Origin of the sequence: Klebsiella sp. 141162 (genome assembly GCF_050600755.1) — a bacterium.
In the GTDB taxonomy this organism is placed as follows: Bacteria; Pseudomonadota; Gammaproteobacteria; order Enterobacterales; family Enterobacteriaceae; genus Klebsiella; species Klebsiella aerogenes.
Genome location: NZ_JAQIRI010000008.1, coordinates 171,793 through 196,230, shown reverse-complemented (window position 1 = coordinate 196,230; position 24,438 = coordinate 171,793). Strand labels below are relative to the sequence as shown.

Below are 24,438 nucleotides of genomic sequence, written 5' to 3'. Positions count from 1 at the left end.
AGCCATCCTGAGTAATAACCCGGGATCGGATACGGTAATGGCCCTGCTGACAGCAGAGGAAGCGAAGGACTACGCGCTGGCGCTGTTGACCTCGATCCCGGCAGAAAAAGCGTTATCGTTAGCGGGTAAAGCAGCCGGGATTATCGATAACAAAATCCTGATTAGTGCAGCAGAGAAAATATCGACGGCGAAGCCGGGTAAACAATTTACAGCGCCGAGGGATTTGAATGAGCAAACGTTCTGGAAACAGGTTGAATCAAATCCTTCACAAGGCAATAAGTTGCGGGATATGAATAATGACCCTAGATTTCCTACTTCTGCTGGATTCCAGAAAATGGAGGCGACGCATTATCTGCCTGATGGATCATCTATATCAGTACATTATCAGTACAATTTTAATACTGGTAAAGCATACGATATGAAAATTGTTACTCCACAGCGGAATCCACTGCAGCCAGGTCCTTCAATAACTGATGGGGTAAAAAAATGAAGATAAGAGATCATAGAGATCCCTTAGGTAGGGTTGTTGATGTTTTTAGCGTTTACTGGTTTGGTGATGAGACATATTTTTATGGGCTTCCAAAAGGATATGGCGGGCTGATGTCATATAGAGCCACTCAGGTGACAATAATCAACCCTGAAATAAATTTTAATTCAATATATTTCAAAGAAAGCATTCATCATTGGGCTTTGATAAAAGAAGAGTTGCTGGACGATCTTCTTGAACTGGATGAAACGGCCTATAAACGCTTCCTTGAAATCGTGAAAGCTGAAGGTCTGATTGATCCCGATTTTTATTAACTGTAAAAAATCCCGGCCTCCGAGCTGGGAGCTTCTCTTTAACCGTCAGCCCCTGACCGGCTCGATCACCAGCCGTCCCTGTTCCACGCTGACTATGATCGGCGTGTCGGTGCTGAATCCCGCCTCTTCCAGCCAGTTGCCGTTCAGGCGCAGGCCAGGGCTGATGGGATAACAAGTGGTTATGCGGGTACATGCCCTTTAACAGCTCGGGGAAAATGGAAAACGGGGAGCAAAACCGCGTATCGTGGTGTTGCGTCCGGTACGGTAAAAACATCGAGGGAATTGTTAGTAAGATGCTGATAGTAAAGTGAAAGTTGCGTTGAGATAGCTGACTTCGCAACGGACAAAGTTGTTGTTGAGAATAACTCGCTGAGCAAGGATAAGATCTTTGACATAAACCCGATGCTGAAAGTCGGGATTGAAGGTGCAGATGGCGATCCGCTGAAAGGCGGTGGTGGGATTGTAAGCACATCTGTTTAACTTCCACGCGCTTTTTTAGATTTCCGATTTTTCAGCTATCAGCCGGTACCCTTCTATCCAGGTGCAGTTCAGGCATAGGATAGCGCTGCAGGACAGCGACCACTACGACAGTACGCAGAACAGCGTCAGCAGTGGTCTGACTTGCAGCTAACTTGCTGATATCTTTTTTACTCATGATATTACTTTCAGAAAATCCCGGTCATCGTTCCTGGATTTTACTTTATACACCCGTCAGTTACTGCTCTATCGCTGTGGCCTGTTGTTCCGCTTGATAATACCTCCTCAACACACTGCATAAATACCCGCATTGCCGGGCTGACCACTTTACCGGCGTGATGGGCGCATATCGCGTTAATAGTGAGTGGAATATCGCTGAACGGGAGTTCAACCAGCGTACCGCGCTTAAGCTCTTCCTCAACGGTGAAACGTGGCAGATAGCTGACGCCAAGATTGCTCGCCACGCACTGCTTAATACTTTCGATACTCCAGAGCTCAATGGTATTTTCCAGGGTAATAGCGCGCTGGCGCAGCGTGCTTTCAAAAATTTGCCGAAATACGCACTGTGGCTCATTGATAACAAAGCTCAGCGGAATATGTTGCCCGCAGTGGGTAAAATCGACCGCCGGATGCTGCGGCGAGGCGACCAGCGTCAGCGACTGCTGGCCAAAGCTTTTCATGGTTAACGCGTCATCGTTGCCAACCCGATAAAACACGCCCAAATCGGCGCTATCGTTGAGTAGTGCGTCACGGATGACATAACAGTTGAGCGACTGCAGCGATAAACGTACCTGCGGGGCCCGTTGTTTAAAGCGCTGTAGCACCTGCGGCATTTTATAGGCCAGCAGGGTTTCCCCACAGGCAACGCGCAGCTCGCCAGCCGGTTCTCCATCTTCACGAGCCGCCTCACGAATAGTTTCCATCACTCTCGCCAGTTCATGGACGTGCGGCAGCACCTTTTTACCGGATTCGGTCAGGCACATGCGGCGGCCAATTTTTTCAAACAGCTGAACGGCAAGCTCTTGCTCAAGCTGTTGAATATGAAAGGTCACCGTGGATTGCGTACAGCATAGCTTTTGTGCCGCGCGTAAAAACGAGCCTTCTTCCACTACCGTTTTGAGAGTAATAAAACGCCGCAGATCCATATCGCCACCAACTATCGAAAACATCGAATTCAGAATCAAAAAACATTCATTTTTTTAAATGAATGGCATCGGGTACTGTCTGCCAAAACGAAGGAGAAGACAAGTGACCCCAGCTTTGATTAGTGCTTTTTTGACTTATACCCTGATAACCGCGCTGACTCCCGGCCCCAATAATATTCTTGCCCTCAGCAGCGTCACCTCCCATGGCTTACGCCGCAGCCTGCGGGTGCTGGCGGGGATGAGCGTCGGTTTTATTATCACCATGCTGATTTGCGCGGCGTTAACCTTTTCGCTGGTGGAACTCGACTCGCGATTTACCCGGATATTGGGATGGATTGGCGCGGCGTATATCCTGTGGCTGGCCTGGCAGATAGCCAAAAGCAAACCGGGGGCAGGCGCGCTGAGTACAGAGCCGGTGGGGTTCTGGGCGAGCCTGGGGCTGCAGTTCGTCAACGTAAAAATTATCCTCTATGGCATCACCGCGCTCTCTACCTTTGTCCTGCCCGTTACCCGCGAGCCGGTTTGGCTTATCAGCGTGAGTCTGCTGCTGGCGGCGATTGGCGCGCTGGGAAACCTGTGCTGGGCGCTGGCGGGGCATCTGTTTCAGCGCCTGTTTTTGCTGTACGGGCGCCAACTGAACTGGGGGCTGGCAGCGTTATTGGTCTACTGCGCTTTGCGGATCGTGGTGGAATAAAAAGGGAGCGCAGCGGCTCCCGAAAAGTGTTTAGCCGATGGTGAAAGGATCGGCATCCTGCCAGGCCGGAAATTTCTCGCGATACTCCTGCAGCGCGGCCAACGACAGATCGGCATCGAGCCGCGTCGCCTGATGCGGTTCGGCGGTAGCAATAATCTCTCCCTGCGGGCTGATGATACGGCTATCGCCCCGATAGTGATGGCCGTTTCCATCAGTGCCGACGCGGTTGCAGCCGGCGACGTAGGCCTGGTTTTCAATTGCTCTGGCGACCAGCAGCGATTGCCAGTGCAGCGAACGCGGGGCAGGCCAGTTAGCAACATACAGCGCCAGGTCGTAATCGTTGTGGTTACGCGACCATACGGGGAAGCGCAGGTCATAGCACACCAGTGGCAGAATCCGCCAGCCGCGCCATTCAAAGACCACTCGTTCAGTACCTGCCTCATAATGGTGGTGCTCATCCGCCATGCGGAACAGGTGACGCTTATCGTAAAAGTGCGTTTTACCGCCGGGCTCTACCAGCAGAAAACGGTTCACCGGGCCACGTTCGGTCTGCAAGGCCGCGCTACCGGCAATCAGCGCGTTGGTCTGCTCCGCTTTCGCCAGCATCCACTCAACGACCTCTCCCTGCGGCATCGATTGTTTCGCCGCTTCCATGGCAAATCCGGTAGTAAACATCTCAGGCAGCACAATAATGTCGCGCCCGCTCACTTCTTCCAGTTGACGATCGAAATGGCGCAGGTTGGCGGGACCATCCATCCACACCAGCGGTTGCTGCAACAGCGTAATTTTCAAGCCAGGCACAGTGGTGAACTCCATTATGAAGAGGGCATTAAGCTAATTTTAATACCATATCAGCAGCCGGAGGCGGCATGGAATATTTTGTTAAAAAAATGCTATCTACTGCGAGTAACGGCAAAAGAAAAGGCGGGGAAATTCCCCCGCCTTTGTCGTGATGTGCAGTATTGCTTTTATTATGCCGCTTCAATCTTGCGGATTTTTTCCGGCAGCTTTACCGGTTTGGTCGCCAGTTCATCCGCCGCGAAATCATCAACGTTAATACTGCGCAGACGGCTGGTTTCCGCACGGGTCAGGATTGCGGCTTCTTCCTGATTAATTAACCCTTTCGCCAGCGCATTAGTGGCCAGCTCATCCAGGCGGGTGAACGGCAGATTTTTACCCAGCTCTTTGCAGATGCGCTGGTGGATTGGATCCGCCGCCATCACATCCAGCAGCGCCTCTTCCAGCAGGCCAACCGGGTTATGTTCGCTTGGCGTCAGGTACTGACCGCGACCGATACGAGAGCGGGTCGCGCTCGGAACCTGCAGGATTTTCGCCACTTTATGATCCAGCTTATCGGACGGCGCATCGTAGTGACGGCCGGTCGGGAAGATGGCGAGACGCAGCGCGCCGGCGACAAAGCGGTTCGGGAAGTTCTTCAGCAGGTCATCGATAGCCTGCTCCGCCTGATACAGCGCATCCTGCACGCCCCAATGGACCAGCGGCAGATCCGCTTCATTACGGCCTTCATCGTCATAACGTTTCAGCACCGCCGATGCCAGGTAAAGCTGGCTCAGCACGTCGCCGAGACGCGCGGAGATACGTTCGCGACGCTTCAGGCTGCCGCCCAGCACCGCCATTGATACATCCGACAGCAGGGCCAGGTTGGCGCTCAGGCGGTTCATGTGCTGATAGTAGCGGCGCGTGGTGTCACGGGTCGGCGCGCTGCTGGTGCGGCCGCGAGTCAGGCCCAGCCAGAAGCTGCGTACTTTGTTGCTACCAACGTGGCCGATATGTTTAAACAGCAGCTTGTCGAAGGCGTTAACGTCATTGTTCTGCGCGGCGGCCATTTCATCCAGGACATACGGATGGCAGCGAATCGCCCCCTGACCAAAGATCATCATGCTGCGGGTGAGGATATTCGCCCCTTCAACGGTAATGGCGATCGGCGCGCCCTGATAAGCGCGGGCAAGGAAGTTGCCTTCGCCCAGCATGATGCCTTTACCGCCGGTAATATCCATGGCGTCAATAATTGAACGCTGGCCGCGGTGGGTACAATGATATTTAACGATTGCCGACAGCACCGCCGGTTTCTCGCCAAGCATAATCCCATAGGTAATCAGCGAAGCGGCGGCGTCCATTACGTAGGCGTTGCCTGCGATACGCGCCAGCGGCTCTTCGATACCTTCCATTTTACCAATCGAGATTTTGAACTGACGGCGAATGTGGGCGTAGGCGCCGGTCGCCATAGCGACGGATTTCAGGCCGCCGGTGGCGTTGGACGGCAGAGTAATGCCGCGACCCACGGACAGGCACTCAACCAGCATACGCCAGCCCTGGCCGGCCATGCTCGGGCCGCCGATGATGTAATCGATCGGTACGAAAATATCTTTACCGCGAGTGGGGCCGTTCTGGAACGGTACGTTCAGCGGGAAGTGACGACGGCCAATTTCCACGCCCGGCGTTGAGGTGGGGATCAGCGCGCAGGTGATACCGAGCTCTTCCTCGCCGCCCAGCAGACGGTCCGGGTCAGAGAGTTTGAAAGCCAGGCCCAGTACGGTGGCGATTGGCGCGAGAGTGATGTAGCGCTTGTTCCAGGTCAGGCGCATTCCCAGCACCTGCTGACCCTGCCAGTCGCCCATACAGACTACGCCGGTATCCGGGATCGCGCCGGCGTCGGAGCCCGCTTCCGGGCTGGTTAACGCGAAGCATGGGATCTCCTGACCACGCGCCAGGCGCGGCAGGTAGTGATTTTTCTGCTCTTCGGTACCGTAATGTTGCAGCAGTTCGCCCGGCCCTAAGGAGTTAGGCACGCCGACGGTGATCGCCAGGATCCCGGAAACGCCGGACAGTTTTTGCAGTACGCGAGACTGGGCATAGGCGGAAAACTCCAACCCGCCGTACTCTTTCTTAATGATCATCGCAAAGAAGCGGTGCTCTTTCAGGTACGCCCACAGCTCCGGCGGCAGATCCGCCATTTCATGGGTAATTTCGAAGTCGTTCGCCATGCGGCAGGCTTCTTCTACCGGGCCGTCGATGAAAGCCTGCTCTTCGGCGGTGAGGCGCGGCTGCGGGTAGTTATGCAGCTTGTGCCAGTCCGGGTTACCGCGGAACAGATCGCCTTCCCACCAGGTGGTGCCGGCATCGATGGCTTCTTTCTCCGTACGCGACATCGGCGGCATGACTTTACGGAAGGCGCGAAACGCCGGGGCGGAGAAAAGCGATTTACGCATCGGCGCAAAGTTGAACGGCAGCAGAATAATCGCCAGCGGCAGCAGCAGCCAGATATTCCACAGCCCCGCCACGCTGAGCGCCACGGTCCAGGCGAGCAAAATCACGCTGCTGAGAAGCAGGCTGACTCGGTGATAGAAGAGCACGCCGAGTAACACTACGGTTGCAACAATACTCAAAATCATCATAGAGAAATGCTCCCTTATCTTGTAGGAGGTCTGACCACTTGTGATGTATTGGTTGTAGTGGATGTAATTTGTTTTAGCAATGTGTTTACAAAATAATTACAACCTTGCTCACATTGTTGGCTGGAAAAGCGGCACGTAAAATCAAAAGGACGGGGGATAACGTCGCCTGCTGCTTCTCGCTTCGGCGGCTATCCGGTACACTGCCAGGGTTATTCCAACCAATACTGAAGGATTATCCTCATGTACCAGGATCTTATTCGTAACGAACTGAACGAAGCCGCGGAAACGCTGGCCAACTTTCTGCAGGACGAGGCCAACATTCACGCTATCCAGCGCGCGGCGGTACTGCTGGCGGATAGCTTCAAAGCTGGCGGTAAAGTGCTTTCCTGCGGCAACGGCGGTTCTCATTGCGATGCGATGCATTTTGCGGAAGAGCTGACCGGGCGTTATCGCGAGAACCGCCCTGGTTATCCGGCGATCGCTATTTCTGACGTCAGCCATCTGTCCTGCGTGAGTAATGATTTTGGCTATGAATATGTCTTCTCCCGCTATGTTGAATCTGTTGGCCGCGCAGGCGATGTTCTGCTGGGCATTTCCACCTCCGGCAACTCCGGCAACGTGATCAAAGCGATTGAAGCCGCGCGCGCGCAGGGAATGAAAGTGATCACCCTGACCGGTAAAGACGGCGGCAAAATGGCGGGTTCCGCCGATGTTGAAATCCGCGTACCGCATTTCGGTTACGCCGATCGCATTCAGGAGATTCACATTAAGGTGATTCATATTCTGATTATGTTGATCGAAAAAGAGATGGTTAAAGCTTAAAAGGCTATTTTGTTAGCCATTTTGAACCCGGCCAGTGCTCAGACAAAACTCACCGAGTTTTGAACGCCCTTCAGGGCGGCCCGAAGGGGGAGCGTAGCGAATCATCCTCACGTACATGAAGTACGCTCCGGTTTTTGCGCGCTGGCCGTGTCCAAACTGACTGCACCAATAACGCCTTTTATGTTTCAGTAAGTTGTATGAGGTGATCTATGTGCGAATTGCTCGGGATGAGCGCCAATGTGCCGACCGATATCTGTTTTAGCTTCTCCGGGCTGGTTCAGCGCGGGGGCGGCACCGGGCCGCATAAAGACGGCTGGGGTATTACCTTTTACGAAGGGAAAGGGTGTCGCACATTTAAAGATCCGCAGCCGAGCTTTCAGTCGCCGATAGCCAAACTGGTACAGGATTATCCCATTAAATCCTGTTCCGTCATTGCCCATATCCGTCAGGCCAACCGTGGCGAGGTGGCGCTGGAGAACACCCATCCGTTCACCCGCGAACTGTGGGGCCGTCACTGGACCTACGCCCATAACGGCCAGCTCAAAGGCTATAAATCGCTGAAGACCGGAAATTTCCGCCCGGTGGGCGAGACCGACAGCGAAACGGCTTTCTGCTGGCTGCTGCACCGTTTAACCGAGCGCTATCCGCGCACGCCTGGCAATATGGTCGGCGTGTTTAAGTACATCGCGACGCTGGCGGGCGAAATGCGCGAGAAGGGCGTGTTTAATATGCTGTTATCGGACGGGCGCTATGTAATGGCGTACTGTTCAACCAACCTGTACTGGATCACCCGTCGGGCGCCGTTTGGCGTGGCGAAGCTGCTGGATCAGGATGTGGAAATTGATTTTCAACGTGAGACCACACCAAACGATGTGGTCTCCGTTATCGCCACTCAGCCGCTGACCGGCAATGAGGCCTGGAATAAAATCATGCCAGGCGAGTGGGCGTTATTTTGCCTCGGGGAGCGTATAGTTTGAGGCCAGCTGCGGCTGGATAACCTCGTGGCTGAGCGGCTTGCTGACGATATAGCGGCCATCCATCACCGAAACCACCGGCGGTTTGTGGGTCTGCTGGAAGTAGTCATAGCCTGGCTTCAGCTGCTTCCAGAAATCCGCATAGTACGAGAACTTATGTCGCGCCATGTTGGCGTCGGTCATCCGGAACGGATAGATGCTGACCTGCACGCTTGGCTGGCCAAATACCAGCGCGCCGGTGACAAACTGGAAGATCTCATCAATGCCGGTATCGGTCATCGCGTAGCAGCCGACGGAAACGCAGGCGCCGTGGATCATCAGGTATTTACCTTCATAGCCGTGCGCGCGATCGTAGGCATTCGGGAAGCCGATATTGATCGCTTTATAAAAGCGGCTGTCTGGTTTTAGCTGACTGCGCGAGACGTTATAAAATCCTTCCGGACTTTTGAAATCGCCCTGGCGTTGCTTCGGCCCGAGGCCGCCGGAGTAGTTACAGATCCGGTAGCTATCGAGAAGCTGGTAGGTTTCGCCCATTTTGACGTAGAGATCGAGCATCCGCTCTTCTTTGAAGATCTCAATATAAACGGGGGAGCCCATTAACTGCTGTTTATATTCTTTGCTAACCGGCGTTGTCGGGCTGTTACTGCTGAGTAACCCAGCAAATGACACGCACGGCAACAGAAGCATCGCAATAAAGAATGCGATTTTGCGCATACTGCTTGTTCCTTGATAAAACAAAAAACCACATGCCAGGACGGCAAGAGATACCCGAAATCAGAGTTTTCTGGATTTAGAGCGCTCACATTAGCATCACGGCAGTTTTTCGCAAGCACGGTGTGGCTGCGTTTACAATTTAATGTTCCTTTATAGCGAATATTGCCGCAAAGCGCAGTGAGAACTTTGCGCAATAGCTCGCATTTTAGAAGCACTTATTGGCGCTTTTCCTACTTCTGCCACTCACAAAATGTTACACTCCCGCCGTTTATGACCAGGGTAAGAAAGGATGCTTCTCTCCCGTCTTGTGCCCCCGTGGCACCGCTATCCCTTTCTTATTCTGATATTCCATCAATAATGCTGGCCTCGGCTTGAGCCGGGGTTTAGGTTACGGATACCTGCTAACGATATGATTAAAATCACGAAAGGGCTGGATTTGCCCATAGCTGGCATGCCATTACAGCAGATCTCGTCCCGGCCTGCGGTGAAACGCGTCGCGCTGCTCGGCGAGGAGTACGTCGGCATGCGCCCCTCGATGGCGGTGAGCGAAGGCGATCGGGTGCAAAAAGGCCAGGTGCTGTTCGAAGATAAAAAGAACGCCGGGGTGCGTTTTACCGCGCCAGCCAGCGGGGTGGTCAGCGCCATTCATCGCGGCGAGCGCCGGGTGCTGCAATCGGTGGTGATTGATGTCGACGGCAGCAATGAGGCGGTGTCGTTTCCCCGCTATGCATTAGACGATCTTAACGATTTGCCACGGGAAGCGGTGCGGCAACAGTTGCTGGACTCCGGGCAGTGGACGGCGTTTCGTACCCGTCCTTTCAGTAAAATTCCCGCGCCGGGCAGCGTTCCGGCGGCTATCTTCGTCACCGCTATCGATACCAACCCGCTGGCGGCTGAACCGCAGCCGATTATCCTGGCCCAGCGTGAAGCCTTTGACGCCGGTCTGACGGTGCTGACGCGCCTGACGGACGGTAAAGTCCACGTCTGTCAGGCCAGCGGCGGCAAGCTGGGCGGCCATCCCGCCGGGCAGGTGACATTCAACCAGTTTAGCGGCCCGCATCCGGCAGGGCTTGCCGGTACGCACATTCACTTCCTTGAGCCGGTCAGCCTGACCAAACAGGTCTGGCATCTCAACTATCAGGAGGTCATCGCCATTGGCAAACTGTTCCTCGACGGCGAGCTGTACAGCGAACGCGTCATTGCCCTTGGCGGCCCGCAGGTAAAACAGCCGCGATTGCTGCAAACCTGTCTCGGCGCCAGCCTCGATGAACTGCTGGCGGGCGAGCTGGTGGATGATGAAAACCGGGTAATTTCCGGTTCTGTCTTGAGCGGCACCCACGCCTGCGGCCCTCACGCCTTCCTCGGGCGCTACCATTTGCAGGTCAGCGTGGTACGAGAAGGCCGTGAAAAAGAGCTGTTTGGCTGGGTGATGCCGGGCAAAGAGAAGTTCTCGATTACCCGCACCACCCTTGGTCATTTCTTTAAGCGCAAGCGCTTTAATTTTTCCACTGATACTAACGGCGGCGAGCGGGCGATGGTGCCGATCGGCAACTATGAGCGGGTAATGCCGCTGGATATTCTGCCGACCATATTGCTGCGCGATCTGCTTGCCGGCGATAGCGATAGCGCCCAGGCGCTGGGCTGTCTGGAGCTGGATGAAGAAGATCTGGCGCTCTGCACCTACGTTTGTCCGGGCAAATATGAATACGGCCCGGCGCTGCGCAGCGTGTTAACCCAGATTGAGCAGGAAGGATAAGAGATGGGCTTAAAGCACCTGATTGAGAAACTTGAGCCGCATTTCACGCACGGCGGCAAGTTAGCAAAATATTACCCGCTGTATGAAGCGGCGGCGACGATCTTCTACACCCCGGGTTTAGTCACCCGCGGCGCCGCGCACGTACGTGACGCCATTGACCTCAAGCGGATGATGATCCTCGTCTGGTTTGCAGTGTTCCCGGCGATGTTCTGGGGCATGTACAACGTCGGCTTGCAGACAATTCCGGCGCTGCACAAGCTATATGGCGCCGAACAGCTGCAGCAGGTCATTGCCAACAACTGGCACTATAGCGTTGCCCAGTGGTTAGGGGTGAGCTTCAGCGCCGATGCCGGGTGGCTTAGCATGATGACGCTGGGGGCGGTGTTTTTCCTGCCTATCTACCTCACCGTATTCATCGTCGGCGGTTTTTGGGAAGTACTGTTTGCGATTGTGCGCAAACATGAGATCAACGAAGGCTTTTTCGTTACCTCAATTCTCTTCGCGCTGATTGTGCCGCCAACGATGCCGCTATGGCAGGCGGCGCTGGGGATCTCCTTTGGCGTGGTGATTGCCAAAGAGATTTTCGGCGGCACCGGGCGCAACTTCCTCAACCCGGCGCTGGCGGGGCGCGCGTTCCTGTTCTTCGCCTACCCGGCGCAGATTTCCGGCGACCTGGTATGGACGGCGGCGGACGGTTTCTCCGGCGCGACGCCGCTCTCCCAGTGGGCCTGCGGCGGCGGTGAAGCGCTGGTTAACGTCGCAACCGGTATCCCGGTGAGCTGGATGGACGCCTTCCTCGGCAACATTCCCGGCTCGATTGGCGAAGTGTCGACGCTGATGATCCTCATCGGCGGCGCGTTCATTATCTTTGCCCGTATCGCCTCCTGGCGCATCGTCGCCGGGGTGATGGTCGGCATGATCGCCACCGCCACGCTGTTTAATTTCATTGGTTCCGATACCAACCCAATGTTCTCGATGCCGTGGTACTGGCATCTGGTGCTCGGCGGGTTCGCCTTTGGCATGATGTTTATGGCGACTGACCCGGTCTCGGCTTCCTTTACCGATAAAGGTAAATGGAGCTATGGCCTGCTGATTGGCGTGATGTGCGTACTGATTCGCGTCGTCAACCCGGCCTATCCGGAAGGGATGATGCTGGCGATTCTGTTCGCCAACCTGTTTGCGCCGCTGTTCGATTACCTGGTGGTGCAGGCCAATATCAAGCGGAGGAAGTCGCGTGGCTGAGAAGAAAAGTAACGATAGCATCGGCAAAACGCTGCTGGTGGTGCTGGTGCTTTGTCTGGTGTGCTCCATTGTGGTCGCCGGTTCCGCCGTGGGCCTCAAGTCGCGTCAGCAGGAACAACGCGCGCTGGATAAACAGCGCAATATCCTGGCCGTCGCCGGTCTGATGCAGCAGGGGATGGATGCTGACGCGGTGGCTGAAATCTTCGCCGCGCGCATTACCCCGCGGCTGGTTAATCTGGCGACCGGCGAACTGCTGGATAAAGACCCGGGTAAATTTAATCAGGCCCAGGCGCTGAAAGATCCGCAGCAGAGCATCGCGCTCGACGCCAGCCAGGATCCGGCCGGGATTAAACGCCGCAGCAACCTGGCGGAGATTTACCTGGTGCGCGACGCGCAGCAGCAGATTCAGGAAGTTGTGCTGCCTATCTATGGCAACGGTCTGTGGTCCATGATGTACGCCTTCGTGGCGCTGGACGTTGATGGGCGTACGGTGAAAGGCATTACTTACTACGACCAGGGCGAAACGCCGGGGCTGGGCGGTGAGGTGGAAAACCCGAACTGGCGTCAGCAGTTTGTCGGTAAACAGGTGCTGGATGACAACGGTATGCCGTCGCTGAAGGTGGTAAAAGGCGGCGCGCGCGCAGGCGATCTCCACGCGGTTGACGGTTTATCCGGCGCCACGCTGACGTCAAACGGCGTGCAGCATAGCTTTGATTTCTGGATGGGCGAACTGGGCTTTGGTCCGTTCCTGAAAAAGGTTCGTGAGGGAGAGCTGAATAATGGCTGAACAGAGCGATATGAAAGAGGTGAAGCGCGTGCTGGTGGGGCCGCTTATCGCCAATAACCCCATCGCCCTGCAGGTGCTCGGCGTCTGCTCTGCGCTGGCGGTGACTACCAAACTGGAAACCGCCTTCGTGATGACCATTGCGGTGACGCTGGTGACGGCGTTTTCCAGCATGTTTATCTCTATGATTCGCCATCATATTCCCAATAGCGTACGTATCATCGTGCAGATGGCGATCATCGCCTCGTTGGTTATCGTGGTGGATCAGCTGCTGCGAGCTTTCGCCTATGAGACCTCTAAGCAGCTGTCGGTGTTCGTCGGGCTTATTATCACGAACTGTATCGTGATGGGGCGTGCCGAAGCTTATGCCATGAAATCGCCGCCGCTGGCCAGCTTTATGGATGGTATCGGTAACGGTCTCGGTTACGGCGCGATCCTGATTATCGTCGGCTTCCTGCGCGAGCTTATCGGCAGCGGCAAGCTGTTCGGTATCACCGTACTGGAAACGGTGCAGAACGGCGGCTGGTATCAGCCGAACGGTCTGTTCCTGCTGGCGCCGAGCGCGTTCTTCATTATCGGTTTGCTGATTTGGGCCCTGCGTAGCTGGAAGCCTGAACAGCAGGAAAAGGAGTAACCGATTATGGCTCATTACATTAGCCTGTTTGTCCGCGCGGTGTTCGTTGAGAACATGGCGCTGGCCTTCTTCCTCGGGATGTGTACCTTCCTCGCGGTGTCGAAAAAGGTCTCCACCGCGTTTGGCCTCGGCGTTGCGGTCACGGTGGTGCTGGGTCTTGCCGTACCGATCAACAACCTGGTCTATAACCTGGTGCTGCGCGACGGCGCATTGATGGAAGGCGTAGACCTCAGCTTCCTTAACTTCATCACCTTTATCGGGGTGATTGCGGCGCTGGTGCAAATACTTGAGATGATCCTCGATAAGTACTTCCCGGCACTCTATAACGCGTTAGGGATCTTCCTGCCGCTTATCGCCGTTAACTGCGCTATTTTCGGCGGCGTGTCGTTTATGGTGCAGCGCGATTACAACTTCCCGGAATCGATTGTCTACGGCTTTGGTTCCGGCATCGGCTGGATGCTGGCGATTGTCGCGATGGCGGGGATCCGCGAAAAAATGAAGTACGCCAACGTGCCCGCCGGTCTGCGCGGGTTAGGGATCACCTTTATCACCACCGGACTGATGGCGCTCGGCTTTATGTCATTCTCCGGTGTGCAGCTATAAGGGCGGAAAAGTATGGAAATTATTCTTGGCGTGGTGATGTTCACGCTGATCGTGCTGGTCCTGTCGGGGCTCATCCTGGTGGCGCGCTCGAAGCTGGTGAAGGCGGGCGACGTGGTTATTGAAATCAATAACGAAGCGGATAAACAGATCCGCACGCCGGCGGGCGACAAACTGCTGAACACGCTCTCCAGCAACGGTATCTTCGTCTCTTCCGCCTGCGGCGGCGGCGGCTCCTGCGGCCAGTGCCGGGTGACCATCAAAGAAGGCGGCGGCGATATTCTGCCGACCGAGCTTACGCATATCACCAAACGCGAAGCCAAAGAAGGGTGCCGCCTTGCCTGCCAGGTGGCGGTGAAGCAGAATATGAAAATTGAGCTGCCGGAAGAGATTTTCGGCGTGAAAAAATGGGAGTGCGAGGTTATCTCTAATGATAACAAAGCGACCTTCATTAAAGAGCTCAAATTACGGGTGCCGGATGGTGAAGCGGTGCCGTTCCGCGCCGGCGGCTATATTCAGATCGAATGCCCGTCGCATAAAGTGGCCTATGCCGACTTTGATATTCCCGATGAATATCGCTCAGACTGGGACAAGTTCAACCTGTTCCGCTATGTCTCTGAGGTGAAAGAGCCGACCCTGCGCGCCTACTCGATGGCTAACTATCCGGAAGAGGAGGGCATCATTATGCTCAACGTGCGTATCGCCACGCCGCCGCCGAAGGTTCCGGATGCGCCGCCGGGGATAATGTCGTCCTATATCTGGTCGCTGAAGCCTGGCGATAAGGTGACGATTTCCGGGCCGTTTGGCGAGTTCTTTGCCAAAGAGACCGACGCCGAGATGGTGTTTATCGGCGGCGGCGCGGGCATGGCGCCGATGCGTTCGCACATCTTTGACCAGCTTAAGCGCCTGCACAGCACGCGTAAAATCAGCTTCTGGTACGGCGCGCGTTCGCTGCGTGAAATGTTCTATGACGATGAGTTTGAACAGCTGGCGCGTGAAAACCCCAATTTTACCTTCCACGTCGCGCTCTCCGATCCGCTGCCGGAAGATAACTGGACCGGGCATACGGGCTTTATCCATAATGTTCTGTATGAAAACTATCTGCGCGACCATCCGGCGCCGGAAGATTGCGAGTTCTATATGTGCGGGCCGCCAGTGATGAACGCCGCGGTGATTAAAATGCTCAAAGACCTGGGCGTCGAAGATGAGAACATCATGCTCGACGACTTTGGAGGCTGATGATGTGGACGGTATTTGTCGCGACCTTTGTGATTTTTGCGCTGGTGATCCTCGGCATGTCCCTGGGCTACCTGGTGAAGCGTAAGAGTATTCAAGGCAGCTGCGGCGGGATCTCCTCGCTGGGGCTGGAGAAAGTCTGCGACTGTCCGGAACCGTGCGACGCGCGTAAGAAACGTCTCGCCCGCGAGGCGCAGCGCCAGCAGCAGCGCATTCTCTAATGCGCCGACGGCGCTACGCTTGCGTTTTCAGGCCGCTTTCGCGGCCTTTTTTATCTTACTGCCAGTTTTTCGCCTGCGCCGGAGAGTCCACCATCACGCCGTCGGCGCCCAGTTCTTTCGCCGTACGATAATCTTCCGCGCTATTGATACCGAAGAAAATGATGTGGGCCTGGCCCTGCGAGCGGAAGCAATTCATAGCCTCTTTATCCCAGGTGAGCGTCGCCGGAGAAACGCCTTCACCAAGGGTAAACTTCTCGACTACCTCCACCTTGCGCTTCAGTTCCAGCCCGTACCACTTATCGCCATCGCGCTGGCTGTCTTGCTGACACTGGTGGCTGAGCGAAACGTTTGCAAGCCTGGTTCGGGTTTCGCTGCGGCTAACAAAGCGGGGGATTGGTTGCGGCAGAGCGGCGATATAGCGGTCTTCGGTGGAATAAACGCGCACCCGCTCGAGGCTATGGGTGTTTTTTAACACCTCCAGCAGGCGTTCGCCCATCACCGTTGGATCGGCATCCGGTGATTTTATATCGATGTAGAAGAAGGTCTGCGGCCACTGCTGCAGCACGCTTTGTAAGGTCGGGATCGTGGCCTGCTTGCCGCGCCACGGATGGCTGTCATCGCCCCATTTCCAGCCAGCATCGACTTTCGCCAGCTCGGCGGCGGTTAAGCTTGAGACCTTGCCCTCGGCGTTGGTCAGGGCGGAGAGATCGCTTGAGCGATAGAGCACCGGTACGCCGTCGCGGCTTAGCTGTACCGTGACCCAGATGGCCTGCGCGTGGTTTTCCAGCGCCAGTTTGATGGCCGGTAGGGTATTTTCCGGCGCATCGCCGGTACCGCCGCGGTGGGCAATCAGCTGCGGGTTGGCAAAAGCGCTGCCGGTCGCCAGCAGGCAGAGTAGCGTGAGTATTTTCTTCATGATTGTATCTTCCTGATTCATTATTTAAATATATGAAAATAAAGGTGATTTGTTTCACTTTTATGTTGTAACAGCTTTTTTGGCGGTTGAATTAAAAAAAGATAAAATTTGCGCGTAGTTTTGCTATACTGTATGGGTATACAGTGTTGGGCAAGGCGATGCGTAAAATTATCCATGTCGATATGGACTGCTTCTTCGCAGCGGTGGAAATGCGTGACAACCCGGCGTTGCGCGATATCCCCATTGCCATTGGCGGCAGTCGGGTACAGCGTGGCGTGATTAGTACCGCGAACTATCCTGCGCGTAAGTTTGGCGTGCGCAGCGCGATGCCGACGGCGACGGCGCTTAAACTGTGTCCGCACCTCACGCTGCTGCCGGGGCGCTTTGATGCCTACAAAGAAGCCTCGAACCACATCCGCGAAATTTTCTCCCGCTATACCTCGTTAATCGAGCCGCTGTCGCTGGATGAAGCCTACCTTGACGTGAGCGACAGCGTACACTGCCACGGCTCTGCCACGCTGATGGCCCAGGAGATCCGCCAGACCATCGAGCGTGAACTGAATCTCACCGCTTCGGCTGGCGTGGCGCCGGTAAAATTCCTCGCTAAAATTGCCTCAGATATGAACAAGCCGAATGGCCAGTTCGTCATTGCCCCGCACCAGGTGGCGGAATTTGTGCGGTCTCTGCCGCTGGCGAAAATCCCCGGCGTCGGGAAGGTGTCGGCGGCGAAGCTGGAAAATATGGGGCTGCGTACCTGTGGCGACGTGCAGAACAGCGATCTGGCGATGCTGCTTAAACGCTTTGGTAAGTTTGGCCGTATCCTGTGGGAGCGCAGCCACGGCATTGACGAGCGCGAAATCCATAACGATCGTCAGCGCAAATCGGTCGGCGTCGAGCGCACTCTGGCGGAAGATATTCATGAGTGGTCAGACTGCGAAGCGATTATCGAAAATCTCTATCCCGAGCTGGAACGTCGTCTGGCGAAGGTAAAACCGGATCTACTGATCGCGCGTCAGGGCATTAAACTGAAGTTTAACGATTTTCAGCTCACTACTCAGGAGCACGTCTGGCCGCGGTTAAACAAAGAGGATTTAATCGCGACCGCGCGCAACGCCTGGCTCGAACGTCGGGGCAGCCGCGGCGTGCGGCTGGTGGGGTTACACGTGACGCTGCTCGACCCACAGCTCGAACGACAACTGGTGCTTGGACTATAACGATGTTAACGATCAGGGCGTATTCAGAAGATGATTTTCCGGCGCTGTGCGCCATTTTTTTGCGCGCGGTGAGAGAGACCGCCAGCCGGGATTATTCTCCCGCGCAAATTGCCGCCTGGGCGCAGGTTGATGAATCCCGCTGGCGGCAGAAACTTGCCGATTCGCAAGTGCTGGTGGCGGTTATTGATAATCAGCCGGTTGGATTTATCACCGCCGTTAATGATTATATCGACCTTTTATTCGTCTCGCCGGATTATGCCCGTCGTGGAATCGGTCATGCGCTCATCGGCGCGGTCTGCGCCAGCCATCCGGGAAAGGTACTGTCGGTCGATGCGAGCATAACGGCACGATCCAGTTTTCTTCGTCAGGGATTTCGTGTCGTCGCTGAGCAGCGAGTAGAATCGCGTGGTGAGTGGTTCACCAACTATCGAATGGAAAAACGCGGTTCGGGGAAGGCTGAATAGATACTGTTATCGGTTTGCGGCTGTTTTAGCTTGAGAAAAGCTTTTATCTCATAACGCTGAGAGTCTGTTGTGGTCCAGTCGCCGGCAGGGATTTTCCCGGAGGCGGCGCATTGCGCCTTGTCCGGGCTACCAAACTGCACATTACTGTAGCCCCGGTAAGCGGTAGCGCCACCGGGGATTTTGAGGCTGCGTGGTGAACAAATTAACGGTAGGCCGGATAAGGCGTTAGCCACCACCAGACAATACAGGTCATCACCGGGGCCCGGAGGAACAACCGGCGGCATCACGCCGCCGGTGCATGGCTTACTTCGCCGGAATCGCTTTCAGCAGTTCGGTCAGCAGCGTCCAGTACTGGCCGACGCTCTCGATATGAACCTGCTCATCCGGGGAGTGCGGGCCGGTAATGGTTGGGCCGATGGAGACCATGTCCATATCCGGATACGGTTTTTTGAACAGACCGCATTCCAGACCAGCGTGGATAATCTGGATGTTCGGCGTCTTGTTGAACAGACGCTGATAGGTCTCGCGCACCAGGTGCATAACCGGAGAGTTGGCATCCGGCTGCCAGCCTGGGTAAGCGCCTTTGGCTTCGGTTTTCGCCCCGGCCAGTTTGCCCAGTGAATCCAGCATGCTGACAACATAGTCTTTACCGCTATCGATCAGCGAGCGAATCAGGCAGTGGATCTGCACGTTGTCGTCGGTCATGGTGACGACGCCGACGTTCAGCGAAGTTTCAACCACGCCTTTGGCGACGTCGGAGTTGCGGATCACGCCGTTCGGCGTCGCGTTCAGCAGGCGCACGAAACCGTCGCGGGAAGCTTGAGTCAGCGCCGCTTTATCGTTCGCGACCGCTTCCAGCAGGACGACCAGATTCTTCTCTTTGGCCGCCAGTTCGTTTTTCAGGATATCCTGGTAAGTATTCACCAGCGCTTTCAGCGCATCCGCTTTGTCCGCGGCGACGGCGACGGTCGCGAAGGCTTCACGCGGGATAGCGTTACGCAGCGTACCGCCGTTGAAATCGACCAGACGCAGATCCAGCTCATCGGCGTGGCCGGCGAGGAAGCGCGCCAGCAGCTTGTTAGCGTTGCCCAGGCCGACGTGGATTTCACCGCCGGAGTGGCCGCCTTTTAAGCCTTTCAGGGTCAGTTTAAAGCTCTGGAAACCGGCAGGAATCGCTTCGCGAGTCAGCGCCAGGTTAGAGGTGAAATCGATACCGCCGGCGCAACCCATGTAGATTTCGCCTTCTTCTTCCGAATCGGTATTGATCAGGATATCCGCCTGCAGCCAGTTGGCCTGCAGACCGAACGCGCCATCCATGCCGGCTTCTTCGGTCATGGTCAGCAGCACTTCCAGCGGGCCGTGGGCAACGCTATCGTCGGCCAGCACCGCCAGCGCGGAGGCCATACCGATGCCGTTATCCGCGCCCAGGGTGGTGCCGCGCGCTTTGACCCACTCGCCGTCGATGTACGGCTGGATCGGGTCTTTGGTGAAATCGTGGACGGTATCGTTATTTTTCTGCGGCACCATATCGAGGTGCGCCTGCAGAACCACCGGCTTGCGGTTTTCCATACCGGCGGTCGCGCTTTTACGAATCAGAATGTTGCCAACTTGGTCGCGTTCCGCGTGTAAGCCTTTTTCTTTTGCCCAACCCATGATGTGCTCGGCGAGCTGTTCTTCGTGATAGGACGGGTGTGGGATGGAGCAAATTTTGGCAAAAATATCCCAAAGCGGTTGCGGGGATAATTGAGACAATTCAGACACGATGAGTCTCCTTACAGTCACCTGCAAAAGTCGTTTACAGGTCGAGGGTTAGCAATAAGATTCACTACAAGCTCGGGCTTGCGCGATGTGGTTGAGAATACCACTTTCCGCGCGCTCTGCTAGTGTAAAGCACGCAAAAAGCGTTGCCGGAGGCGCTTAATACTGGTTTTTAGCGCGTCAGGTCTCTATAATCTCGCGCAACCATTTTCCCCCTCGAACAATATTTAAGCCGTTATACACAGGCTGGGACAATTCACATGAGCGAAAAATACGTCGTCACCTGGGACATGTTGCAGATTCACGCCCGCAAACTGGCAAGCCGTCTGCTTCCGGTTGAACAATGGAAAGGCATCATTGCCGTTAGCCGTGGCGGTCTGGTACCGGGAGCTTTACTGGCGCGTGAACTGGGTATTCGTCATGTTGATACCGTATGTATCTCTAGCTACGATCACGACAACCAGCGCGAGCTGAAAGTACTGAAGCGCGCTGAAGGCGATGGCGAAGGTTTCATCGTTATTGATGACCTGGTCGATACCGGCGGCACCGCCGTCGCTATTCGCGAAATGTATCCTAAAGCGCACTTTGTCACCATTTTCGCCAAGCCGGCTGGCCGTCCGCTGGTTGATGATTATGTGGTTGATATCCCGCAGGATACCTGGATTGAACAGCCGTGGGATATGGGCGTCGTCTTCGTCCCGCCAATCGCTGGCCGTTAATTCCCGCCAATAGTGAATAATTACCACGCCCGGTTATGCCGGGCGTGGTTTTTTTTACCCTGACGCAGGTTACAATAGCGAAAGCAGCAACATGATGGAGGCGGCACATGTCACAGGCTAACCTTAGCGAAACGTTGTTTAAACCCCGATTCAAATACCCGGAAACCTCAACGCTGGTCCGTCGGTTTTCCTCCGGCCAGCATCAGGGCATGCAGACCGCGCTGAGCGGTAATCACGTCGATCACTGGTATCGCTTAATCAATCGCCTGATGTGGATCTGGCGCGGCGTCTCGCCGCAGGAGATATGGGATGTCCAGGCGCGCATCGTGATGAGCGATGCCGAGCGCTCCGACCCGGAGCTCTACGATACGGTGATCGGCTATCGCGGCGGCAACTGGGTGTATGAGTGGACTAAACAAGCGATGATGTGGCAGCAAAAGGCGACCCAGGAAACCGATCCTCTGGTGAGTGGTCGCCACTGGCTGCACGCCTCCAACCTCTATAGCATCGCCGCCTACCCGCATATCAAGGGCGATGGATTAGCCGATCAGGCGCAGACGCTGGCCAATCGCGCCTATGAAGAGGCGGCTCAACGCCTGCCGGGCGAGCTGCGTGAACTGGAGTTCGCTATCCCCGGCGGCGCCCCGGTGACGGGCTTCCTGCATATGCCGAAAGGCGAAGGCCCGTTCCCGACGGTGCTGATGTGCGGCGGTCTGGATTCGCTGCAAACCGATTATTACAGCCTGTATGAGAAGTATTTTGCCCCGCTGGGTATCGCCATGCTGACGCTGGACATGCCGTCCATCGGTTTCTCAACCAAGTGGACGCTGAGCCAGGACACCAGCATGCTGCATCAGTACGTGCTGCAGCATCTGCAGAATGTCCCCTGGGTTGACCATACCCGGGTGGCGGCATTTGGTTTCCGCTTCGGCGCCAATATTGCGGTTCGTCTGGGGTATCTGGAATCGCAGAGACTGAAGGCGGTGGCCTGTCTGGGGCCGGTGGTGCATAACCTGCTGGTGGATCCGCAGCTGATGGCGCGGGTGCCGGAGATGTTCCTCGATGTGCTGGCATCGCGTCTTGGTATGCACGATGCTTCTGACGAAGCGCTGCGTGTCGAACTTAACCGTTATTCATTAAAAACTCAGGGCTTGCTGGGCCGCCGTTGCCCTACGCCGATGCTCTCCGGCTACTGGAAAGACGATCCCTTTAGCCCCGAAGAGGAGTCGCGGTTAATCACCTCGTCTTCGTCGGATGGGAAGCTGCTTGAGGTACCGTTTAAGCCGGTTTACCGTAATTTCGATCACGCATTGCGTCAGATCGCCCGCTGGATCAATCATAGATTTAGTTAATATATTGCTAAATTTTATTGGTTTGGTAAAACAGTTGCATCACTAAAGGAGATCGCAATGACGTTACCGAGTGGACACCTGAAAAGTAAGCTGATTAAAAAATTCACGGCGCTAGGCCCCTATATCCGTGAAGGGCAGTGTGAAGAGAACCGCTTTTTTTTCGACTGCCTGGCAGTTTGCGTCAACGTTAAACCAGCGCCGGAGAAGCGGGAATTCTGGGGCTGGTGGATGGAAATGGAAGCACAGGAATCTCGTTTCACTTATAGCTACCAGTTCGGCCTGTTTGATAAAGAGGGCAACTGGCAAGCGGTCGCCATCGACGATCCTGAGGTTCGCGAAAGACTCGAAAAAACGCTGCGTGAGTTCCACGAGCGCGCCGCGGCGCTGCTGACGACGTTCAATCTGAAACTCGAACCGGCTGACGATTTCAGCGAACCGGTTCGCCTGCGCGCGTAAGCTCTACTTTTGGCATCCGCTTTCTGCTGTGGGAAGCGGATGACCGCCAACGATCATTCTGGTCATCAGGTCACGGCGCTTCAGCCGTTATTCCTGCGCTTCGCGATGAGTTGACAACACCCGGAACGGCTGGCCGACCACTACCTGACCGGCGGCCAGATCTTTCGTCACCACGGTCCCCGCGCCAATTTTAACATTATCACCCAACGTCACCGGGCCGATGACCACCACGTGGGCGCCGAACTCGACGTTATTGCCAATTACCGGGCTTGCCCCTTCGCGGCCTTCGCTATCCGTCAGGCTGCCGATGGTGGCCCCCTGACGCAGAATACAGTTTTCACCGATGACGGTGCCGCGGTTGAGAACAATGCAGTGCGGATGATATAGCTTCAACCCGTAGCCGATCCGCGTCTGCCAGGGGAGTTCGACGCAAAACAGACACTCGTTAATCAGTTTATTGAGAATAACGAATGGAATGCCGAGCAGCTTGTAAAACGGGTTGCGGCTGCGATACAGCGTCGCGAGGCGATAGAGCAGAATCGCGATTTTCGCCTTCATACTGCCGGTATGTTTGATCTCTCGGCGGACCTGACTGATGGCATTAGGCATGAATTCTCCGTTTACTTAAGGGAAAAGGTGGTCAGTTGATACCAGCCGTCGGCGGTTTTGCCCTGGTTGGCCAGCAGCAGCCGCGGCTTGCCCTGGGCATCGGTGATGGCGGTCTGCAGCGCGTAATCGCCGGCGGGCAGCGCGGCGGGTAGCGTGAGAGTGACAGTGCTTTGCATTTCCCCCGGCAGCCAGCGGCGCACGTCATCCTGGGTTTTTACCTGGGTAACCGTGGCGCCGGCGGCGTTGACCACCCGCCATTGTACCGGGTAGAACAGGTAGGCCGGGGCGACGCCATCATTACGCCAGGTAACACTGACCGCTAACGGCTTACCAGCCTTAACCGGCGTTTCGAAGGCGAGTTTGTTGACCCGGAAACGGTAGCCGATTCGCAGTAAGGCTTTATCGACAATATCGCGGTATTCCGTCGGAATCGGTCGCGATTTCAGATTCAGGCTGCTGGCGTGTTGCTGCAGCGCCCAGTCGAAGGTGGCCTGCACCTCTTCACGCGTGTAGTGCTGTACGCTCTGCCATTCGCTCATATAGCCGCAGATCTCAAGGCTGACGGGCGCCCGTTTCCAGCTATCGACAAACCCCGGCGCCGCGACCTGAGCGGCGGCCAGACGCTGCGGATAATCATCGCGCATATGGCTCCACTCGCTGGAGAAGTTATGCCAGTCGCCCCAGCAGTCCGCCCGCCAGCCCGCGCCGCGGCGGCTGGCCCAGGCCAGCGAATCGCCGCCGCTAATCAGCATGACTTTCGGCGTTTTCGGGAAGCTATCGAAATGCATATCAACATAGCGATTGAGCTGCTCCGGCGTGTACTTCTCCATTAACGGTGGAATCTCGCTAAAGTTGGAGTTGTGCCATTCGCCCCAGGAGCCGACCATGCCGATATCGATAAAGGCCAGTTCCGGATTGCCGTCATAGCGCTGACCGAGGGCATTCAGCAGTTTCTGCGCATAGGCGATAAAAGTTGGATCGCTGAGATCCGGCACGAAGGTTTTGCCGTCGGCGACCCACTGTCCTTTGATCCCTTTGGCGATCAGCCAGTCGGGAATTTTCGATCCCGTTTGCGGATCGTCAAGCGCCATCACCCTCAGGCCGACGTTCATGGCTGGCTGATGGTTGGCGGCGACGCTAAAGGCGTTATCGATCGGGGCGAAATTGTAGACCCCTTCCTGTGGTTCCAGCTCGCTCCAGTAGAAGCGATCGTACTCAAAACCAGTATCGGGATACTCGGCGCGGGTTGGTTTTTCACCATAGCCATCATGAAAGCTGGCGACGCCGATGCCCGGATTGGTGAGCAGACCGTCGAATGGGGGCGGGGTGATGACCGTGGTTTGCGCGCCAACGGACGCTGACGCCAGCGTGCTGGCCAGCAGCAGGGCGCGAAACAGAGGAGCTCTACGCAAAGATGATATCGCCATACTCAAT

General features: G+C 55.8%; 25 protein-coding genes. 16 read left to right on the top strand and 9 right to left on the bottom strand.

The window, feature by feature from the left end; translation table 11 throughout:
* The first annotated feature begins 486 nt into the window (after nt 1-486).
* Nucleotides 487-801: a hypothetical protein gene (locus tag PGR23_RS19800; protein WP_289578239.1), complete on the top strand. Its 315-nt coding sequence runs from the start codon at nt 487-489 to the stop codon at nt 799-801.
* 45 nt (nt 802-846) lie between these two features.
* On the opposite strand, the gene PGR23_RS19795 is transcribed toward PGR23_RS19800, so the two are convergent.
* Together PGR23_RS19795 and PGR23_RS19790 are read right to left on the bottom strand one after the other, a co-directional pair.
* Complete coding sequence (locus PGR23_RS19795) at nt 847-954, bottom strand: SymE family type I addiction module toxin (protein WP_289578296.1); 108 nt, start codon at nt 952-954, stop codon at nt 847-849.
* A gap of 542 nt (nt 955-1,496) precedes the next feature.
* Nucleotides 1,497-2,423, bottom strand: coding sequence for a LysR family transcriptional regulator (locus tag PGR23_RS19790; protein ID WP_063447314.1), 927 nt, complete (start codon nt 2,421-2,423; stop codon nt 1,497-1,499).
* Nucleotides 2,424-2,526: 103 nt separating this feature from the next.
* Here PGR23_RS19790 and eamB point away from each other — a divergent pair, with 103 nt between their 5' ends.
* Nucleotides 2,527-3,117, top strand: coding sequence for a cysteine/O-acetylserine transporter (gene eamB, locus PGR23_RS19785; protein WP_045391154.1), 591 nt, complete (start codon nt 2,527-2,529; stop codon nt 3,115-3,117).
* 30 nt (nt 3,118-3,147) lie between these two features.
* Here the strand turns inward: eamB and PGR23_RS19780 are convergent, their stop codons facing one another.
* Complete coding sequence (locus tag PGR23_RS19780) at nt 3,148-3,918, bottom strand: amidohydrolase (protein ID WP_045391172.1); 771 nt, start codon at nt 3,916-3,918, stop codon at nt 3,148-3,150.
* A gap of 170 nt (nt 3,919-4,088) precedes the next feature.
* Entirely contained in the window at nt 4,089-6,533 is a 2,445-nt protein-coding gene (gene fadE / locus PGR23_RS19775; RefSeq protein WP_396279900.1) for an acyl-CoA dehydrogenase FadE, read from the bottom strand.
* A 240-nt stretch (nt 6,534-6,773) separates the two neighbouring features.
* On the opposite strand from fadE, the gene lpcA reads away from it, so the two are divergent.
* Both lpcA and PGR23_RS19765 read left to right on the top strand, forming a co-directional pair.
* Nucleotides 6,774-7,355: a D-sedoheptulose 7-phosphate isomerase gene (gene lpcA, locus PGR23_RS19770; protein ID WP_004099149.1), complete on the top strand. Its 582-nt coding sequence runs from the start codon at nt 6,774-6,776 to the stop codon at nt 7,353-7,355.
* A gap of 209 nt (nt 7,356-7,564) precedes the next feature.
* Nucleotides 7,565-8,332, top strand: coding sequence for a class II glutamine amidotransferase (locus PGR23_RS19765; protein ID WP_015368120.1), 768 nt, complete (start codon nt 7,565-7,567; stop codon nt 8,330-8,332).
* Here PGR23_RS19765 and dpaA read toward each other — a convergent pair.
* Nucleotides 8,303-9,043, bottom strand: coding sequence for a peptidoglycan meso-diaminopimelic acid protein amidase (dpaA, locus tag PGR23_RS19760; RefSeq protein WP_015704469.1), 741 nt, complete (start codon nt 9,041-9,043; stop codon nt 8,303-8,305). The genes PGR23_RS19765 and dpaA overlap by 30 nt on opposite strands.
* A gap of 409 nt (nt 9,044-9,452) precedes the next feature.
* On the opposite strand from dpaA, the gene PGR23_RS19755 reads away from it, so the two are divergent.
* From PGR23_RS19755 to nqrM, 7 genes are read left to right on the top strand one after another with little or no spacing between them, the layout of a single operon-like run.
* Entirely contained in the window at nt 9,453-10,799 is a 1,347-nt protein-coding gene (locus tag PGR23_RS19755; RefSeq protein WP_063414190.1) for a Na(+)-translocating NADH-quinone reductase subunit A, read from the top strand.
* A gap of 3 nt (nt 10,800-10,802) precedes the next feature.
* On the top strand, nt 10,803-12,041 hold the full coding sequence (locus PGR23_RS19750) for an NADH:ubiquinone reductase (Na(+)-transporting) subunit B (RefSeq protein WP_430915648.1): 1,239 nt from the start codon (nt 10,803-10,805) through the stop codon (nt 12,039-12,041).
* On the top strand, nt 12,034-12,828 hold the full coding sequence (locus tag PGR23_RS19745; protein ID WP_396279899.1) for a Na(+)-translocating NADH-quinone reductase subunit C: 795 nt from the start codon (nt 12,034-12,036) through the stop codon (nt 12,826-12,828). Before PGR23_RS19750 ends, PGR23_RS19745 begins: the two co-directional genes overlap by 8 nt.
* Nucleotides 12,821-13,459, top strand: a complete 639-nt coding sequence (locus PGR23_RS19740) for an NADH:ubiquinone reductase (Na(+)-transporting) subunit D (protein ID WP_002889716.1) — start codon at nt 12,821-12,823, stop codon at nt 13,457-13,459. The genes PGR23_RS19745 and PGR23_RS19740 overlap by 8 nt, the downstream gene beginning before the upstream one ends.
* A gap of 6 nt (nt 13,460-13,465) precedes the next feature.
* Nucleotides 13,466-14,062, top strand: coding sequence for an NADH:ubiquinone reductase (Na(+)-transporting) subunit E (gene nqrE, locus PGR23_RS19735; protein ID WP_015368115.1), 597 nt, complete (start codon nt 13,466-13,468; stop codon nt 14,060-14,062).
* 12 nt (nt 14,063-14,074) lie between these two features.
* Nucleotides 14,075-15,298, top strand: a complete 1,224-nt coding sequence (nqrF, locus tag PGR23_RS19730; protein ID WP_396279898.1) for an NADH:ubiquinone reductase (Na(+)-transporting) subunit F — start codon at nt 14,075-14,077, stop codon at nt 15,296-15,298.
* Nucleotides 15,299-15,300: 2 nt separating this feature from the next.
* Complete coding sequence (nqrM, locus tag PGR23_RS19725; protein ID WP_015368113.1) at nt 15,301-15,516, top strand: (Na+)-NQR maturation NqrM; 216 nt, start codon at nt 15,301-15,303, stop codon at nt 15,514-15,516.
* Nucleotides 15,517-15,571: 55 nt separating this feature from the next.
* Here nqrM and PGR23_RS19720 read toward each other — a convergent pair whose 3' ends face one another.
* Complete coding sequence (locus tag PGR23_RS19720) at nt 15,572-16,432, bottom strand: glycerophosphodiester phosphodiesterase family protein (protein ID WP_289578246.1); 861 nt, start codon at nt 16,430-16,432, stop codon at nt 15,572-15,574.
* Nucleotides 16,433-16,590: 158 nt separating this feature from the next.
* On the opposite strand from PGR23_RS19720, the gene dinB reads away from it, so the two are divergent.
* Nucleotides 16,591-17,646 carry a DNA polymerase IV gene (gene dinB, locus PGR23_RS19715; RefSeq protein WP_015704475.1) on the top strand — a complete coding sequence of 352 codons (1,056 nt, stop codon included), beginning with the start codon at nt 16,591-16,593 and terminating at the stop codon, nt 17,644-17,646.
* Nucleotides 17,647-17,648: 2 nt separating this feature from the next.
* Nucleotides 17,649-18,110, top strand: coding sequence for a GNAT family N-acetyltransferase (locus PGR23_RS19710; protein WP_045391137.1), 462 nt, complete (start codon nt 17,649-17,651; stop codon nt 18,108-18,110).
* Nucleotides 18,111-18,413: 303 nt separating this feature from the next.
* Here the strand turns inward: PGR23_RS19710 and pepD are convergent, their stop codons facing one another.
* Entirely contained in the window at nt 18,414-19,871 is a 1,458-nt protein-coding gene (gene pepD / locus PGR23_RS19705; protein ID WP_315709402.1) for a cytosol nonspecific dipeptidase, read from the bottom strand.
* Nucleotides 19,872-20,128: 257 nt separating this feature from the next.
* Between pepD and gpt the strand changes: the two genes are divergently transcribed.
* From gpt to crl, 3 genes are all read left to right on the top strand, one after another.
* Nucleotides 20,129-20,587 carry a xanthine phosphoribosyltransferase gene (gene gpt / locus PGR23_RS19700; protein WP_002889733.1) on the top strand — a complete coding sequence of 153 codons (459 nt, stop codon included), beginning with the start codon at nt 20,129-20,131 and terminating at the stop codon, nt 20,585-20,587.
* Nucleotides 20,588-20,694: 107 nt separating this feature from the next.
* Entirely contained in the window at nt 20,695-21,939 is a 1,245-nt protein-coding gene (gene frsA, locus PGR23_RS19695; RefSeq protein ID WP_045391134.1) for an esterase FrsA, read from the top strand.
* A 57-nt stretch (nt 21,940-21,996) separates the two neighbouring features.
* Complete coding sequence (gene crl / locus PGR23_RS19690) at nt 21,997-22,395, top strand: sigma factor-binding protein Crl (RefSeq protein ID WP_045380819.1); 399 nt, start codon at nt 21,997-21,999, stop codon at nt 22,393-22,395.
* Nucleotides 22,396-22,482: 87 nt separating this feature from the next.
* Here crl and PGR23_RS19685 read toward each other — a convergent pair whose 3' ends face one another.
* Together PGR23_RS19685 and PGR23_RS19680 are read right to left on the bottom strand one after the other, a co-directional pair.
* On the bottom strand, nt 22,483-23,004 hold the full coding sequence (locus PGR23_RS19685; RefSeq protein ID WP_045391132.1) for a serine acetyltransferase: 522 nt from the start codon (nt 23,002-23,004) through the stop codon (nt 22,483-22,485).
* 11 nt (nt 23,005-23,015) lie between these two features.
* Complete coding sequence (locus tag PGR23_RS19680) at nt 23,016-24,431, bottom strand: DUF4832 domain-containing protein (RefSeq protein ID WP_396279897.1); 1,416 nt, start codon at nt 24,429-24,431, stop codon at nt 23,016-23,018.
* Nucleotides 24,432-24,438: the final 7 nt, after the last annotated feature.

Bases quoted from the DNA above. Each gene is read 5' to 3' on its own strand.
- PGR23_RS19800 (WP_289578239.1), top strand. From the start codon at position 487: ATGAAGATAAGAGATCATAGAGATCCCTTAGGTAGGGTTGTTGATGTT.
- PGR23_RS19790 (WP_063447314.1), bottom strand. From the start codon at position 2,423: ATGGATCTGCGGCGTTTTATTACTCTCAAAACGGTAGTGGAAGAAGGC.
- fadE (WP_396279900.1), bottom strand. From the start codon at position 6,533: ATGATGATTTTGAGTATTGTTGCAACCGTAGTGTTACTCGGCGTGCTC.
- lpcA (WP_004099149.1), top strand. From the start codon at position 6,774: ATGTACCAGGATCTTATTCGTAACGAACTGAACGAAGCCGCGGAAACG.
- PGR23_RS19765 (WP_015368120.1), top strand. From the start codon at position 7,565: ATGTGCGAATTGCTCGGGATGAGCGCCAATGTGCCGACCGATATCTGT.
- dpaA (WP_015704469.1), bottom strand. From the start codon at position 9,043: ATGCGCAAAATCGCATTCTTTATTGCGATGCTTCTGTTGCCGTGCGTG.
- PGR23_RS19755 (WP_063414190.1), top strand. From the start codon at position 9,453: ATGATTAAAATCACGAAAGGGCTGGATTTGCCCATAGCTGGCATGCCA.
- PGR23_RS19750 (WP_430915648.1), top strand. From the start codon at position 10,803: ATGGGCTTAAAGCACCTGATTGAGAAACTTGAGCCGCATTTCACGCAC.
- PGR23_RS19740 (WP_002889716.1), top strand. From the start codon at position 12,821: ATGGCTGAACAGAGCGATATGAAAGAGGTGAAGCGCGTGCTGGTGGGG.
- nqrE (WP_015368115.1), top strand. From the start codon at position 13,466: ATGGCTCATTACATTAGCCTGTTTGTCCGCGCGGTGTTCGTTGAGAAC.
- nqrF (WP_396279898.1), top strand. From the start codon at position 14,075: ATGGAAATTATTCTTGGCGTGGTGATGTTCACGCTGATCGTGCTGGTC.
- nqrM (WP_015368113.1), top strand. From the start codon at position 15,301: ATGTGGACGGTATTTGTCGCGACCTTTGTGATTTTTGCGCTGGTGATC.
- PGR23_RS19720 (WP_289578246.1), bottom strand. From the start codon at position 16,432: ATGAAGAAAATACTCACGCTACTCTGCCTGCTGGCGACCGGCAGCGCT.
- dinB (WP_015704475.1), top strand. From the start codon at position 16,591: ATGCGTAAAATTATCCATGTCGATATGGACTGCTTCTTCGCAGCGGTG.
- PGR23_RS19710 (WP_045391137.1), top strand. From the start codon at position 17,649: ATGTTAACGATCAGGGCGTATTCAGAAGATGATTTTCCGGCGCTGTGC.
- gpt (WP_002889733.1), top strand. From the start codon at position 20,129: ATGAGCGAAAAATACGTCGTCACCTGGGACATGTTGCAGATTCACGCC.
- frsA (WP_045391134.1), top strand. From the start codon at position 20,695: ATGTCACAGGCTAACCTTAGCGAAACGTTGTTTAAACCCCGATTCAAA.
- crl (WP_045380819.1), top strand. From the start codon at position 21,997: ATGACGTTACCGAGTGGACACCTGAAAAGTAAGCTGATTAAAAAATTC.
- PGR23_RS19685 (WP_045391132.1), bottom strand. From the start codon at position 23,004: ATGCCTAATGCCATCAGTCAGGTCCGCCGAGAGATCAAACATACCGGC.
- PGR23_RS19680 (WP_396279897.1), bottom strand. From the start codon at position 24,431: ATGGCGATATCATCTTTGCGTAGAGCTCCTCTGTTTCGCGCCCTGCTG.